Source organism: Coleofasciculus sp. FACHB-712, assembly GCF_014695635.1.
Taxonomy (GTDB): domain Bacteria; phylum Cyanobacteriota; class Cyanobacteriia; order Cyanobacteriales; family FACHB-T130; genus FACHB-T130.
This window is the reverse complement of the sequence record NZ_JACJOQ010000441.1, coordinates 1-14,740: the sequence shown is the minus strand read 5'-3', so window position 1 is coordinate 14,740 and position 14,740 is coordinate 1. Positions and strand designations below refer to the sequence as shown.

Annotated in this window: 15 protein-coding genes; 7 read left to right on the top strand and 8 right to left on the bottom strand. The window is 46.0% G+C overall.

From position 1 onward, the window contains the following. From H6F50_RS13670 to H6F50_RS13650, 5 genes are all read left to right on the top strand, one after another. Window positions 1-1,553, top strand: a 1,553-nt coding sequence (locus H6F50_RS13670; RefSeq protein WP_190429115.1) for a DUF3352 domain-containing protein, incomplete at its 5' end; no start/stop codon positions are given. Window positions 1,554-1,825: 272 nt separating this feature from the next. Next, complete coding sequence (locus H6F50_RS13665; protein ID WP_190429114.1) at window positions 1,826-1,990, top strand: hypothetical protein; 165 nt, start codon at window positions 1,826-1,828, stop codon at window positions 1,988-1,990. A 385-nt stretch (window positions 1,991-2,375) separates the two neighbouring features. Next, a complete protein-coding gene (locus H6F50_RS13660; protein WP_190429113.1) occupies window positions 2,376-3,947 on the top strand; it encodes an ATP-binding protein in 1,572 nt (523 codons plus the stop codon). 117 nt (window positions 3,948-4,064) lie between these two features. Beyond that, window positions 4,065-4,430: a DUF1823 family protein gene (locus H6F50_RS13655; RefSeq protein ID WP_190429112.1), complete on the top strand. Its 366-nt coding sequence runs from the start codon at window positions 4,065-4,067 to the stop codon at window positions 4,428-4,430. Between the two features lie 132 nt (window positions 4,431-4,562). After that, on the top strand, window positions 4,563-5,225 hold the full coding sequence (locus tag H6F50_RS13650) for a GIY-YIG nuclease family protein (protein WP_190429117.1): 663 nt from the start codon (window positions 4,563-4,565) through the stop codon (window positions 5,223-5,225). Between the two features lie 83 nt (window positions 5,226-5,308). On the opposite strand, the gene H6F50_RS13645 is transcribed toward H6F50_RS13650, so the two are convergent. The 8 genes from H6F50_RS13645 to H6F50_RS13610 form a co-directional block, all read right to left on the bottom strand. Further along, complete coding sequence (locus tag H6F50_RS13645; RefSeq protein ID WP_190429111.1) at window positions 5,309-5,746, bottom strand: hypothetical protein; 438 nt, start codon at window positions 5,744-5,746, stop codon at window positions 5,309-5,311. A 160-nt stretch (window positions 5,747-5,906) separates the two neighbouring features. Beyond that, on the bottom strand, window positions 5,907-6,386 hold the full coding sequence (locus tag H6F50_RS13640) for a hypothetical protein (RefSeq protein ID WP_190429110.1): 480 nt from the start codon (window positions 6,384-6,386) through the stop codon (window positions 5,907-5,909). A gap of 161 nt (window positions 6,387-6,547) precedes the next feature. Then, a complete protein-coding gene (locus tag H6F50_RS13635; RefSeq protein ID WP_190410373.1) occupies window positions 6,548-6,736 on the bottom strand; it encodes a CPXCG motif-containing cysteine-rich protein in 189 nt (62 codons plus the stop codon). 23 nt (window positions 6,737-6,759) lie between these two features. Beyond that, window positions 6,760-7,215 carry a hypothetical protein gene (locus H6F50_RS13630; protein ID WP_190429109.1) on the bottom strand — a complete coding sequence of 152 codons (456 nt, stop codon included), beginning with the start codon at window positions 7,213-7,215 and terminating at the stop codon, window positions 6,760-6,762. 94 nt (window positions 7,216-7,309) lie between these two features. Further along, on the bottom strand, window positions 7,310-7,777 hold the full coding sequence (locus H6F50_RS13625) for a hypothetical protein (protein ID WP_190429108.1): 468 nt from the start codon (window positions 7,775-7,777) through the stop codon (window positions 7,310-7,312). A 140-nt stretch (window positions 7,778-7,917) separates the two neighbouring features. Next, entirely contained in the window at window positions 7,918-9,552 is a 1,635-nt protein-coding gene (locus H6F50_RS13620; protein ID WP_190429107.1) for a radical SAM protein, read from the bottom strand. 27 nt (window positions 9,553-9,579) lie between these two features. Continuing rightward, window positions 9,580-9,834, bottom strand: coding sequence for a SemiSWEET transporter (locus H6F50_RS13615; protein ID WP_190410369.1), 255 nt, complete (start codon window positions 9,832-9,834; stop codon window positions 9,580-9,582). A gap of 355 nt (window positions 9,835-10,189) precedes the next feature. Continuing rightward, a complete protein-coding gene (locus tag H6F50_RS13610) occupies window positions 10,190-10,921 on the bottom strand; it encodes a site-2 protease family protein (RefSeq protein WP_199292150.1) in 732 nt (243 codons plus the stop codon). 594 nt (window positions 10,922-11,515) lie between these two features. Here H6F50_RS13610 and H6F50_RS13605 point away from each other — a divergent pair. Both H6F50_RS13605 and H6F50_RS13600 read left to right on the top strand, forming a co-directional pair. Beyond that, window positions 11,516-14,131, top strand: a complete 2,616-nt coding sequence (locus tag H6F50_RS13605) for a PBP1A family penicillin-binding protein (RefSeq protein WP_190429106.1) — start codon at window positions 11,516-11,518, stop codon at window positions 14,129-14,131. A 128-nt stretch (window positions 14,132-14,259) separates the two neighbouring features. Continuing rightward, window positions 14,260-14,475: a hypothetical protein gene (locus tag H6F50_RS13600; protein WP_190410367.1), complete on the top strand. Its 216-nt coding sequence runs from the start codon at window positions 14,260-14,262 to the stop codon at window positions 14,473-14,475. Window positions 14,476-14,740: the final 265 nt, after the last annotated feature.

Genomic DNA, 14,740 nt, shown 5'->3' with positions numbered 1-14,740 from the left:
CGAACCGCAAGCGATCGCGTGCAGAACTCAACCAATTTAAACAAAGCTTACTCGCGAACACGGATCTGGACTATCGCCGAGATATCCAACCCTGGCTGGGGGATGAAATCACGCTGGCTCTCACCAGCTTAGATATCGATCGCACCCGTGACAATGGAGAGCAGCGCGGGCTGCTACTGGCTGTCACCACCAAAAATCCGCAACGCAGCCGCGAGTTTGTGGATTTGTTCTGGCAGAAGCAAGCAAATGTTGAGACAGATTTAGTCTTTGAGACTTATAAAGGTGTCAAGCTGATTTATAAGAATCAAGAGTCGGTCGTCAAAACTCAAGACGCGGTCAATAAAGGCTTTTACAACCGCGATAGATCGGCATTGCCAAAAGACGCAATAAACCGCGCCTCAGCTCAAAACTCGGTTGCTACCGCAGTTGTTGGCGATCGCTTTGTGTTGTTTGCCAATAATCCTAGGGTGCTGAAAGAAGCCATTAATAATGTGCAAGCGCCCAATCTCAGCCTCAGCGATTCAACTTCTTATCAGCGGGCAATCGAAAGCATCTCTCAGCCGAAAATTGGTCTGACTTATGTGAATCTACCCGCGCTGGCGAAGTTGCTGGGGAACAATTCACAGATGGAAATTGACCCAACCTATGAGAGTTTAGCCATCGCCATCTCTCCAAAAACTCAAGGATTGCTGGCAGAAACCGCTTTATTAGCGGCTACCGGACAGGAAATCCCCCCGACAACTCCCAGCCTATCTCAACCAGTCGGAGCGTTGCAGTATCTACCAGAGAAAATAGCGATCGCAGCTTCTGGTAGTAACTTAGAGCAACTGTGGACTCAACTCACTTCTGGATTAGATAGCGATGATAGCCTTGTCCAACTGATCGATCAACCCATCGCGAATCTCCAAGCTCGTTGGGGCATTGATTTAAAGCAAGATATCTTTAGTTGGGTGCAAGGCGAGTACGCTTTAGGAATGCTACCTCGTGCCGACCGCAAAGATTCAGATTGGATTTTTGTCGCCGAGAAATCAGCAACGACAAAGGCAGAAGCGGCAATCGATCGTCTAGACGCTGTTGCCAAACAGCAAGGGTTGAGCGTTAGCTCATTTACCCTGGAGAATCAACCGATCTCTGCCTGGACACAACTCACAACCACTGCCGATAAGAAGCAGGGTGAAGACCAAGATTCAGTCAAGCTAGAGGCACAGGTGAAAGGAGTTCACGCCAGTATTGGCAAATACGAGATTTTCACCACTTCGATCGAAGCAATGAATCAAGCGATTAAGGCTCCTGATAATTCTCTCGTCAAGAGCGATCGCTTCCAGGCAAACATCACCTCTTTACCCCAGCCAAATAACGGCTATTTGTATCTAGACTGGGCATCTAGTCAGGCGTTTTTAGAGCGTCAGCTGCCCATTGTCAGAGTAGTGGAACTGGTGGCAAAACCGTTATTTAACGAGCTAAATTCGCTTGCCTTTAGCAGCTACGGCAGCGATGACGGGGTTCGCCGCAGTAAAGTCTTCCTCCGTCTAGGTGCTAAGGCTGAGGAATGATTCGCACATCCGAGTTGGGGAAAGGGAATCGGTAATCGGTAATCGCTAAAAACTTCCCGCTTCCCCCGCTGCTGAGTCATATCATGTCCACTAAATTTCCATAATTTCCCGGAACCCCAAGAAAGCTATCTCTTGGGGTTCTTTATTCTTTGGGCTACTGTGTATACATAAGTCTTCTTGAACTGCCAGTCCCGTTTTGCTCGCCAAGCCTTGTTTGTAGTCAGTAAAACAGTTACAACGAACCCAAACGCAACTGAATTTAAACCGAAAAAATGCCCAGCCTCGGCTGTCTAGTTGTCGGTATCGCCTACGAAATTAACGACTCGGTAAATTTTATCGGTGGCAACCTGCTTCAGACCAATAATTATATCCAAGACCTTCTTGAAATCTTACGCCTCTATCAACAGCACTACGCCAACCCAACAACCGAAACTTAGGAAAAAGCTGAAGCCATCGATCTGGAATTCTTGATTGAGGGCTTGCCCAATCTTCTCAATTCCATGAATTTAAAAGCAGATAGAATTCAGCAAATTGTCCTGAGTTTGTGAAACTTCTCACGATTAGATGAAGCTGAGATGAAGCTGGTTGAGATGCACGAAGGCCTTTAAGTGACGCTAATTTTTTAGATCCGTATAAAAATGCACTAAAGTTTGCACCGCTTTGGTTCATAGTTTTTCAGTAATAGCCAAGCAACAATTCGGAGGAAGTCAAAGCTGCATCTTTAAATTACAAGTAAACTGGAACTTAGTCATAGATTTACGTGACTATACAGTAGATTCGCGGTTTTTTTGCTTTTCACTTCAAAAAAATCTAACAAGTACCATGACAAAAAAAACGGCTAATGGTATAATTCCGCAATCTTTAAGGTTATTTGAATTATTGCCGGTACTTGTCTTGGCTAATTATTTACATTTAAACGAAATTAATACAGTGCGGGAAATTAACGCAGCGGTGGTTAATATCAGTGGTCGTCAGCGGATGTTATCTCAACGCACGGCACTGTTCGCCTTAAGACTAGTCTGTACAAAAGATATTGCCGAGCAAGAGAAATTGCGCTCTACTTTGCAAGCTGATCTGGATTTGATGGAACGGTCGCATAGTGGTTTAATCGAGGGCAATCCGGAGATGAAACTACCGGGTCAACCATCACCCGTTGTTTGGTCAATGTACTTTAAGCCACCGCTAAATTTAGACCAGCACATACGCCAATATATCGCGCAAGCAAGAGCGATCGCCCAAGCAACCCCTGAAGAACTAACCTCAGACAATCCGCATCTACGTTACATTCTTACAGAGTCTTCTAGCAACCTGCTTGAGGCTCTAGATGCAGTGGTGAGCCAATATCAACAAGAAAGTGATATTGAACAACTCGCCCTTAATATTCATCAAGCGGAACTCTACGAGCAAAGTTGTGCCACCGCTGCCCAAGCTGTTGCTCAATCAAAGCATTTAGAGCAAGCTTTGCACGACCTGCAACAAGTCCAATCCCAACTCGTTGAAAAAGAAAAAATGTCCAATTTGGGATGTTTGGTAGCAGGGGTGGCTCACGAAATCAACAACCCTGTTAGCTTTATCTATGGGAACCTAAATTATGCAGTTGACTATGTGCAAAATTTGCTTGATTTAGTGACGCTTTACGAGCAAGAGTGCCCCAATCCTAGCTGCTTGATGCAAGAAAAAATCGCAGAACTCGATATAGATTTTCTCAGAGAAGACTTGCCTAAAGTGATGTCTTCAATGGAAATAGGGGCAAAGCGTATTCATCAGATTGTGCTATCGTTGCGGAATTTTTCTCGCAATGATGAACAGGTTATGCAGCAAGTGAACCTTCACGAAGGGATTGATAATACCCTGCTGATTTTGCAAAACCGACTAAAAGCACATGGCAACCATGCAGAAATTGAAGTGATTAAAGAGTATGCTGATTTACCTTTGGTGGAATGTTACCCAGGGCAAATGAGCCAGGTATTTATGAATTTGCTCGGTAATGCGATTGATGAGCTAGAGCGTTACAGTAGCGAAACCCCAAATAAAGGTTCTATTTCGGGGGTTCGCAGTTCGGATGAATTACTCAACAAACCCAGTCAAATTTTGATTCGCACAGAACTGACCTCTTCCAATACGATTATTGTGCGGATTGCTGATAACGGGCAGGGCATGAATGAAGATGTTAAAGCCCGATTATTTGAGCCATTTTTTACCACCAAGCCTGTCGGTAAAGGTACTGGGTTAGGGTTATCCATTAGCTATCAGATTGTAGTAGAGAAGCACAAAGGTTCGCTTAATTGCGTATCGGTACCTGGACAAGGAACAGAATTTTGTATTGAGATTCCCGTGTGGCACACCCAGGAAGAATCAACGCTTAACAGAAGAAATCAACTTTTGGCAAGTTAACAGCCGTGAGAGCGCACCATTTTTGTAAAAAGTGCGAATGGAATTCTCCAGAGATATTTAGTCAAGGAAAAAGTTGTATTTTATTGATACAGCTTTTGTTGTTAATTGTTCATTCTCATGTCTAACTTACCGCCGCTGAATACCGAAACGATTTGGGCTATCCTGAACGATGAAATTGATGATGCCACAGTGAACCAACTGGTGTGGCAATGCTTGGGTTATCGCTACGACGCAGCGGCGAATCAATGGGACGCGAGCGAAGTTCCCCCAGAATGGCGAGATGAATATCCACAACCGCCTGATTTTATTGAGAACCGTCCACCAACGGTGAAGCTAACTCGCTCGATTCCGGCAGAAAACAAGCAGCTACTAAAAGAACAACTCGGCTTTAAAGGCTACAAATTAGGTGAATTTGGTCCCAGGCAGACTCGTCGGGCAACAGCGGCGAATTGGCTGTTGAGCTATATGCAAACCACCCGTTGAACTAAGTCATACTAAGCGGGACTCAAATCACCACTGCCCACGCCCTAAACTATAAACAAGTTATCGGGAGTGGATAAATCCCAGGATTGGCTGACTCCCGGTAGCAAATTCATTGAATGGAGACTAATTCAGGTGGAGACAAACCAGAATGTGCCCGTTGAACACCAAAATGTACCCGAAGGGCACCAGGGGCTGCACGACTTTTTGTATAGCTCCGACGACGAACACGGTGCCCCTGAGATAGCGACTCCTGTCGATCTCGAAAACGATGGAACTGAAGTGCTACCGCTTCAGAGTTGGTGCGATCGCGTTCAGAATGCGAAAATTGCTGGGGTGTACGCTGTGTTAAATACCCAACGTCAGACGCAATATATCGGATACTCGCGGAATGTGCTGCTTTCCCTGAATGGTCATGTCGCTCAAAATGGGAGAGAAACTTGCGCGTTTGTGCGGGTGCAGGCGTTCAAGTTCCCGAAACGCACGGACATGGAAAATTTGCGAGAGGCGTGGATTTCCAAACTCGGCAGCGTTCCGCCTGGTAACGCTGAGGTCAGTGAGATGTGGGCTAGCACGGTGGGCGAAGTTGCAAAAGCAGCCATGTCGCCCGAAGAGCGCAACGCCTATGAGGAGAAAAAGCTTAAACTTCGCAAGGCGATGGCAGATAGCACGCTCACTAAGGATCTTGCAGATGCCGAGGAAAGTGATGCCAAGAGGCAGCAAAAGCTAGAAGCGGCAGTGAATAACGACGACTGGAGTGCTGTCATCGAGGGACAGACGCGGGAAACTCATTCGTAATCGTGAAAAAACACCCAAATGTCCTCATTTGGGTGTGAAAAGGCAGGGATTCAATCAAAATTAAAAAGTCATCAGGTAAAAAATTAGGAATCGATAATTTTGACTACCCTTTCGATAGAACGTCTGCCATTAGGCAAGGTAATAATTAGCTGATTTGTATTCAGATTTAGAGTATAAGTGTACCGACCGTTTTTGGCGACATAAACATTCCTCTTTGGAGAAGAGACAGGGAGAAGAATGCTACCTTTGCCATTCTTCGCACGACCGACATAGAAGGTACCTTGGCGGGTGTAACAAATCCCTACATAATGATTGGTTGTTTCGACAGAGAAACCTTCTGCGATGTCGTTGATGCAATCGTTAGAAGCAGCTATTTGGATTGGGCGATCGCTTGCACCGGAAGCACTTTTTGTGAGTTCTGCTGCTTGTACTTTTGGTGCTAAGAATAATAATGCTCCCGCGCTTGCTAAAGCGAGTTTCAATGCTTGTTTGCCATTCAATCCAAGTTTCACGGATGCCATTTCATTTTCTTCCTTTGACAGAGCGTAATCAAGTGACTAATTGTTTTGTTTAAGGATTAGCTGAAAAAATGAATTTTTGTACTAGAACTAAAAGCTGAACACCCACTATTATGCCTGAAACAAAACTAACAACTAAATAGTGAGAGTTGCTGCTATAGTATTACTCCAAACTATTAATTAACTTTTCAATAGAACGTCTGCCATTTGGGAGCTTAATAACGAGCTGACTCTTACTCATGTCCACCGTGTAAGTGTACGGACCGTTTTTAGCCGTAAATACATTACGGTTGTAAGAAGTAAGAGGAACAGTTATACCACCACGCCCATTCTTGGCATAACCGACATAAGTGTGGGGATTATCTCCGCCGCAAATATACACTAAGTAGTTTTTCGTTTCAGCAGCAACGAAAGTACTTTCATCCCTATGACAACCTACCTCTGTTTGAGCTAGTTTGATAGAGTAGGAAGTCGATAAAGCTTGAGATGCAGGTTGCTCAGAAGTGAAAGCAACCTTCTCGGCACTTTTTTCAGTTAGTTGTACAGCACCTACTGAAGGTGCTAAGAATAATAATGCTCCTGTGCCCGCTAAAGCTAATTTCAAAGCCTGTTTGCAATTGAATTCAGGTTTAGTAAATACCATGATTTGACCTTCTTTGTAAGAAAATAACCGTAAGATTACGGTTGTTTTTTGGGAACTATCTGTTTGTCGATAGTTTCATCTTCAGAAGGGCGCAAGGCATTTCCAGAAATCCTAGAAATCTTTTGCGAGCAAACTAGGCAGGAAGTAATAAAACTTGATTTTTAGCCTTCGTATTCGCTATCGATTTCAATGTCAAGGGTTTCTTCATCAAATCGGATGTAGAGAATATTTGGGCGACAGCAAACTTGGCAATCTTCAATATACGACTGCTGACCCCCAGCACTTAGGTCAACAAATGTAACGTTTGGTTCGCCGCAATAGGCACAAAAATACTCAGATGTTGATTGCATTTAATTTATTCCTCTAATCATCGTTATTGAGTCCATCGCAACACTCTTTCATTAACGATGGTTTGATTCCCTTGAATAATGCGTAGCTGGCTTTGGGTAAGAATATAACGGGTATTACCTTGAACAGCAACAAACTGACCACTACTGTTACTAGGAATCGTCACATTAATGCTGTTTTGGGTTCCATTTTTGGCACCCCCAACAAAGACTAAAGTACCCCCCTTAGCCGCACAAATATGGGCGAAATGATTTCTAGTTTCAGCAGCACGGTATAAAGAGGTATTCGGTGGACAGCGGGTATTCAGAAGTTGAGCGAGTTCAATCGAGTCGGAAGTTGATAAGTGTTGAACCTGGAAAATTTCTGCTATGTTTTGCAGGGAAAACTCAAAGCGATCGCTCTTGGCACTCTGTTCTCCAGCGTACACCGAAGAGGTCAGGAATAAAAAGGCTCCTGCACCCGCCAAAGCTAGTTTTAACATCTGCTTGTCACTTGTTGGTGAATCTATTCAATCTATAAAAAAATTCCCCTGCCAGTACAGCGTCCGGCGGGGGAAAATCTGATAAATTGAATGATTATTTAATTCCCACTTGCATTCTGTAACTGGCGTTTCCTCTAGTCCCGCCAACAACGATCTTATAGTCCCCGGTTCTAGGCAATGTGCCGCTCCAGCTAGTTGCCTCTTGTGCAATAATTCGCCCATTCGGAGCTACGATATCAAAAACAGCGTTGTCTTCAAGAGAGGTAATGCCGATCGTCATTTTCTGGCGTACCTTGGCACCCAGCAGATAAATATCTCTCGTTCCTCGCACGACTGAGTATTCTACAACTGCTGAGCTTTTCCCTTTTGCAAATCGAACCCGCTGGGTGCGACCTTGCGGTTGAGCTGCCAAAACAGTTGGTTCAACTGCCGCAGCACCTGTGGAAGTTACGGTTTTGGCGATCGCTTCTACAGAGGGAATCAAGCACAAAAGCGCTCCTGCACCTACTAGAGTGAGTTTAAAAGCAAATTTACGATTAAATTGAGGTTTTACGAATACCATCTGTTAGCCTGCCTTGGGAGAATAAAACTCTTCTTAGAGTCTCACTGGACTTTCTAACAACTACATCTGTGCGATCGCTGTTTTCATAAAATGGCAGAAGTGGCTGATCCGTGTCCTTACGGTCGTAATCCCCTTGTAGGCTAGGTTAAGCAGGGTGAAGCTTCCCGAAAATGGGCTGTAGCACTGGCTAAATGCTTCTGTAGGGTTTCGGCTGATAATGGCCCTTGCAAGTGGCTCCAAGGCAAAACTTGCTCTAACGACCAACTGGCGTGGATGTAGGAATCGAGATCCGGCAGTTGTCCTCGCAGTTCTTTAAAGGCACGGCGGTAGCTGCCTAGAGAGTCGCCGTAGTGTCGTGTCAGTTCTAGAAGATGGGAAAGTCGGCGATCGCCTCTGGATATTAAAGCTTGAATTGCTGACCAGTTATAGCTTTCCGGTCGAAACTCAATCCCTTCGCGGCGCAATTGCTTCTCTAAGCTTTTCAGCCGCTTTTCGGCATCCCGATTCACTCCAAACCACTGAAACGGCGTATGAGCCTTGGGGACAAAAGTGCTGCATCCGAAGGTCAAGCGTAATCCAGGTGCGGCTTTTTTGAGCGATCGCATCATCGCCACAGTTGCTTCTAAATCTTCGGGTTCCTCCCCCGGAACTCCCACCATTCCATAGAGTTTGAGGTTGCTTAATCCACCTGCTTTGGCATTGATTGCAGCTTGGATGATTTCTTCATTCGTCAGCTTTTTATTGATAATCTGCCGCAATCGTTCCGAACCGCTTTCAACGGCAATGGTGAGCGATCGCGTGTCTCGTTTTGCTAAAGTTTGAGCTAGCTGTACCGTCACCGTATTCGTCCGCACCGAAGCAATGCTGAGGCGGACATCGTCGTACTTTGGCTGGCTCAAATAATCTAGAAGGGTTTCAAACTCTGGGTGTTGCGTAACAGACGCCCCCAATAATCCCAGCCGATTCGTCACCGCCAATCCCCGATCGATGGCTGGAATTAGCGAACTTTCCAAACTCGCTGTCCGAAACGGCAATGTTAGATAACTCGCCAAACAGAAGCGGCACATTTCCGGGCAACTCCGTACCACTTCCACCATGTAAATATTTTCCCACGCCGCCTTCTCTGTCACCACAGTGGAAGCGGAAAGCGTATTTCCCCGATAGGTTTGCTTTTCAATGACGGCGGGAATCTCCGCATCTACGGGCAAAATTGACTGGATGGAGCCATCCGGCGAGTGATATTCAACTTGATACAAACTAGGAATATAGATTCCTGGTACTTGCGCCAAACGCCTTAGTTGAGCTTGTCGGGTAGCGTTTCTAACTTCTTTATACGTATCAATAAAATTGCCGAGTAGATTTTCACCATCTCCCAGCAAAATGACATCAAAAAAGTCAGCAAAAGGTTCTGGATTGGCAGTTAATACGGGTCCTCCCCCAAATACGAGGGGATGATTGTCATCACGCGCAGATGCTCGATTCGGAATCTCTAGCAATTCCAACAAATTGAGGATATTGACATAATCCAATTCCCAAGAAAGGGAAAATCCGACTAATTCAGGCGATCGCAGCAGCGGCTCATGAGTATCTGTAAATAGGCGGCTGACTTCAAGATCGGAGCGCATTGCCAAAGACGCCCACACCACCTGATAGCCGAGGCTAGTGATGCCAACGCTGTACTCATTCGGGAAGGCAAATATAGTCCGGATGGCGTCGGTGTCAGGCGTCGCGGGTGTAAATAAAAGACGTTCTGCGGCAAAAACTCCAGACATCACAGGCAAATAAAACCTTAAAATATTATCTTATTCATATTTAATTTTAAGCGATAAAATTATCAGATTAAAAATTAAGGTTAACAAGTTGGCAGCAATAACCGGAAAAGACTGAATGTAAAAACCGTACACCAACCACAAAAAAACTCCCGAACAGAAAATAATCAACATTTCTAGAGAAACATCTTTGGCTGATTTTGTTTGCCATACTTTAAACAATTGAGGCAAAAAAGCTACAGTGGTCAAAGTTGCCGCCAAAAATCCCAAACCCGTCACAAAATCCATGCTACTGCCAATTGATTTGCAAAAAAAATTATAGATAAGATTTAACTATAGCAGTCCTATATGATTCGTGAATGCGAGAACCCCGACTTCTTTAAGAAGTCGGGGTTCTGAAGTGATTTGTAATCTCTCTTCTTTCTCTTTCTTCGCGTCCTATAGCGCTAACGCGCATCCGCGCCGCTTCGCGAACGCTAAGGCGTCTAAGCGCTAACGCGCAGGCTCCGCCAACGCAGTTCGTTAATAGAGATTGTGTTCAATGAATCTCAAATCCGGAATTGACCAGAAAACAATAAGCCTGCGTCCGCAGGCTTATTCTGTATAGACGCAGACTAAAGTCTGATGGAAGCAGTGCATCCATCTAAAATACAACTTGGCATCCCTGCATTGAGGGAGCAACCGCACAGATGACTGCATTCGCGATAAAACCCAGACCTAAAGAAAAACCACTAACCAAGAGGATTGTTAAAGCTAATAATCCAAAAGGGCTACTTTCTAAAGGTTTTAATGACGGGAAAAATTCACTGAATACATGAAACCCATCTAGAGGAGGAATAGGCAGCATATTAAAGAGAAACAAGCTCAAATTGATAGACGCACCCAGGTAGAGAAATTCAGAACTCAGAATTCTTGTTGAGAACAAGCTGAAATCCAATTTGAGAATCAAAAGAAACAGAATGCCCAAGCCTAGATTTAACAAAGGACCAGCGATGGAAACCAAAATATTGCTAATTTTCTTATGGCGAAACCGTGCGGGATTGATAGGCATTTGTCCCCACGCCATACCAGCAATGCAAAGAAAAATAATTGACTCCCATCCCATGTGAATCACTGGATTCAAGGTCATGTGTCCGCTTTTTTTCGGGGTGTCATCACCTTGGCTTAAAGCAGCTATACCATGAGCGAGTTCGTGTAGCGTCACTGAAGCCACAACCAGGATGATAATTCTTAGAAAGAGTATAGGATCGGTCAGAATTGTTTCAATTAACATCGCTTGACCTCGATAAGGCGGTAATACAGCAACCCAAAACGAAATAAAATCAACAATCAATTGACTGACAGAACTTACTGCACCCAGTAGTTTTGGTCGCAATCTTCATAACTTATGTATTTATCTGCTTGGTGGCTGAAGATTACGCACAAACGTTAAGCAAATTGTCCATGATGGATTGGCATCAGAAGGGCGATCGCTTATACTAATCCCACCGGGTGCATCTGTCTTAGGAAGGATATTTTGAGCTACAAACCGAAGTTACTGTTTTCCAGATAAGTTCCCAAAAAGCGATCCCCCTGAGAAATGTTCTTGGCAAACATTTTTCAGGGGGGATCGCCGACTTCAGCGCTAACCCGCTCCTCTCAAAGCTAGATTTTTATCAAATACCACGTCCGCTCCTCTAATAAGCTCAGCCAGAGAGCAAGAAGCTGATAATTAGGAGTTTGGTAGAAAATGCCTTGAGATTTGCCCCATTTCTTGAAGTTACTTAAGCTATCAACCAACAAGGTCTAGAACAAAGCTTGGAGCTAGATGACTTTAGGTATATTATTTGACGGAATAAAAAAATAAAAATATGACAAAAAGCGAATAAGTTCACATTGTGTAGGCACAGATCCCGGATTCAAGCCATAAAATAGGCAACAATAAGCAGGGAATTTTGCGCCAGAAGTTTTTGGTGATTGAGGAGTTGACGTGACCAAGTTCATCTCAAGACTGAAGGATTTATCAGGCAAGTTCAATGCGGGGGTGTCAAATGAACCAGTCGAGACTCCTGTAGGTAATAAAGAAGAACCAGTCGATACTCCGATTGATGGCAAGGAACAAGACGAAGGACACGCAGACGCATCACGACATCGTCGGGAATTGAAGCGAAATCTCTTGCGGCTGAAGCGCTTCTCCACTCAGGAGCTTCCTAAAATTGTCAAGAAGCCATTCACTGGAGAAAACCCACTCCATCATCAGCGTCGATTTTGGATTGGTTTAGGTGTGGGAGGAGGAGCGATCGCGCTTTTGACTGCTGCGTGGTCGCTGGAGAGTAGCTTACCCGATACCAGCGATGCCTTAACCTTGATGCGACCAGAGACTTTGACGATCAAAGCCTCAAACAACAAAATACTTCAACAAATCGGCCCAGCGACTCGCGAAACCCTCAAAATTGACAAAATTCCCAAGCAGCTAATTCAAGCTTTCATTGCGATAGAAGACAGACGCTTTTACAAACACCAGGGAGTTGATTACCAGGGAGTTTTAAGGGCAGCCTTTTCTAACTTGATAGCAAGAGATGTTGTAGAAGGCGGTAGTACCATCACCCAACAGCTGGCGAGGATGGTTTTTCTCGATCAGGAGCGTAGCGTCTGGCGCAAGCTGAAGGAAGTCCGAACCGCTCAAAAAATCGAAAATGAAAACACCAAAGATCAAATTCTAGAACGTTACTTAAATTTGGTCTATTTGGGAGAAGGTGCTTATGGCGTGGCAGATGCGGCTTGGGTTTACTTTTCTAAGCCGGTGTACGAACTAACCTTATCGGAAATGGCGACACTTGCCGCCATCCCACCAGCACCCAATCAATATTCGCCCATTAAAAATCCACAAGTGATTAAAGAGCGCCGCAATCTGGTATTACAACAGATGCAGCAGGCAGGGTTCATTACAGCCGCCGAAGCCGAGAAAGCGATCGCTGACACCCTGATAACAAAACCCAGCCGTCCTAAGCGGCTTGAAAGGTTTGCCCCTTATTTCACCGAATACATCCAACAAGAACTGCCCAAGCACGTCTCGCCAGCAGCGATTAAGGCTGGAGGATTAACAGTAGAAACCACCCTGAAGCCAGAATGGCAGGAAGCGGCGGAAAAGGCCGTTATCGAAACCGTTGAAAACAGCGGTCGCGGTCAAAACTTCGAGCAAGCCGCCCTTGTGGCGCTCGATCCGCGTACCGGCGAGATTCGGGCAATGGTCGGGGGAAAAGATTTTTATAAGCAACAGTTTAATCGCGTTACTCAGGCACAGCGCCAGCCCGGTTCGACATTTAAAGCGTTTGTATACACGACAGCAATGGCTGCCGGTTTCACGCCCTATCGCGGCTACCTGGACGCTCCCTACAAAGTAGACGGCTATACCCCCAAAAACTACAGCGAAGAGTACCGGGGCTGGATCTCCATGCGTGATGCCCTGATTGGCTCAATCAATACTGTTGCTGTCAAAGTTTTGGTCGATGTGGGATGGGATACGGTGATCGATGTCGCCCACAAAATGGGCATTGAATCAGAACTGAAGCCGACCTATTCCACTGCCTTAGGTGCCTCTGAAGTGAACCTGCTGGAACTCACCAGTGCTTATGGCACCTTTGCGACAAAAGGGATGCATACCAAAAATTACGGCATTCGTCGCGTTCTTGACCGACGCGGGAACGTTATCTACGAAGCGAAGTTTAAGCCCGACCGTGTCCTTCAAGAAGATACGTCTGCGATTATGACCTGGTTGCTGCGGGGTGTCGTGAATGAGGGGACGGGTCGCGCCGCTGCTCTAGACGATCGACCTGTTGCTGGGAAGACGGGCACCTCGGATGAGGCACGCGATCTGTGGTTTATTGGCTACATCCCCCAAATGGTTGCGGGTGTCTGGCTGGGCAACGATGACAACAAACCGACTTGGGGCGCGAGTAGTACAGCCGCCTACACCTGGAATAAATTCATGGCGGAAGTGGTCAAAGATATCCCGGTCGAGAAGTTCCCAGATCGACCCACCGAGCTAGAAGGACGTAAAGCCCAGCTCACGATCAAGCCCATCAAGCCTAAAAGCATCTTCTCTGGAAGCATCATCTCCAAAAACAGCGACGACGATGACACACCCCGGCGTAGCCGATCTCGTCGGGCTACAGATAGCGATGATAGCTCTAGCGAAGAAACTCCCCGCCGTAGACGCTACCGTACTAGCAGCGTCCAAAGCTCCGAGAGCGCGCCTCGGCGGAGACGGCGTCGCAGCCAAGAAGTCCAGCCTCAAGAAGAATCTAGACCTCGCTACCGTCGTTCTCGCCGCCAAGTAAGTACAAATTCTCAAAGCCAAGAGAGTTCAAGCAACAGCAGCCGTCGCTACCGCCGTTCTCGTCGCCAAGCAAGCACAAGCTCTCAGGAGTCGGCACCCGTTCAGCGTCGTTCTCGCAGAAGGGCATCATCAGATTCTACTTCTAGCACTGCACAGCCAAGGAGAAGACGAACTTACAATTCTGCGCCAACCGCTCCACGGGCACCGAGGAGAACAGCGGATGCCGCCCCACCTCCTGCTCCGCCAGCAGCGCGGAAGGAAAATTAGGAACGATTAGAACAACTTCCTAACTCTCAAGCGCGATCGCGAAAACAATGGGGATCAAACTCAGGGGTGATAGACGATCCCCTGAGTTTTGGTACGATAACCAAAAATCGATAAGAGGGTTACAAAGAATGCATTTATTGATGGAAGTTGCTACGAATACGCCCCATTTTCCAGTCTCTGCTACTGCTGTGTACGCGGTAGGTTTTATTGCCGCTGTAAGTATCGGTTCCGTTGCGTGGTATAACTCTAAGCGCCCTGTGGGTTGGGAAGATAAAGAGCGCCCGGATATTGTGCCTGAAGTTAAGAAAGAGGCAAATCCCGGTGTAGGCAAGCCTAGCGCGTAACTCTCTAACAGGAAAATTTTTAGAAAACCTATAAAGATTGTAGAGACATTGCGTTCAACGTCTTTACCGCTTATACAAACGTAGGGCAGGGGTATACCCTGCCCTACAGCGTTATTTTTGGAGACAACGAGATAAAACACCTTGGCTCGAAAAAAGGCTAGCGCAGCGGCTCGAAAAAAGGCTAGCGCAGTGCTAGAGCCGAGCGCAGGGTGACATTTAAATCGGTGTTGGGGTTAACGACAACAACATCAACTCGTTTTTTGCC

Excerpts from the sequence above, each read along its gene's own strand:
- H6F50_RS13665 (WP_190429114.1), top strand. The coding sequence starts at position 1,826 with ATGCCCAGCCTCGGCTGTCTAGTTGTCGGTATCGCCTACGAAATTAAC.
- H6F50_RS13660 (WP_190429113.1), top strand. The coding sequence starts at position 2,376 with ATGACAAAAAAAACGGCTAATGGTATAATTCCGCAATCTTTAAGGTTA.
- H6F50_RS13655 (WP_190429112.1), top strand. The coding sequence starts at position 4,065 with ATGTCTAACTTACCGCCGCTGAATACCGAAACGATTTGGGCTATCCTG.
- H6F50_RS13645 (WP_190429111.1), bottom strand. The coding sequence starts at position 5,746 with ATGGCATCCGTGAAACTTGGATTGAATGGCAAACAAGCATTGAAACTC.
- H6F50_RS13640 (WP_190429110.1), bottom strand. The coding sequence starts at position 6,386 with ATGGTATTTACTAAACCTGAATTCAATTGCAAACAGGCTTTGAAATTA.
- H6F50_RS13635 (WP_190410373.1), bottom strand. The coding sequence starts at position 6,736 with ATGCAATCAACATCTGAGTATTTTTGTGCCTATTGCGGCGAACCAAAC.
- H6F50_RS13630 (WP_190429109.1), bottom strand. The coding sequence starts at position 7,215 with ATGTTAAAACTAGCTTTGGCGGGTGCAGGAGCCTTTTTATTCCTGACC.
- H6F50_RS13625 (WP_190429108.1), bottom strand. The coding sequence starts at position 7,777 with ATGGTATTCGTAAAACCTCAATTTAATCGTAAATTTGCTTTTAAACTC.
- H6F50_RS13615 (WP_190410369.1), bottom strand. The coding sequence starts at position 9,834 with ATGGATTTTGTGACGGGTTTGGGATTTTTGGCGGCAACTTTGACCACT.
- H6F50_RS13600 (WP_190410367.1), top strand. The coding sequence starts at position 14,260 with ATGCATTTATTGATGGAAGTTGCTACGAATACGCCCCATTTTCCAGTC.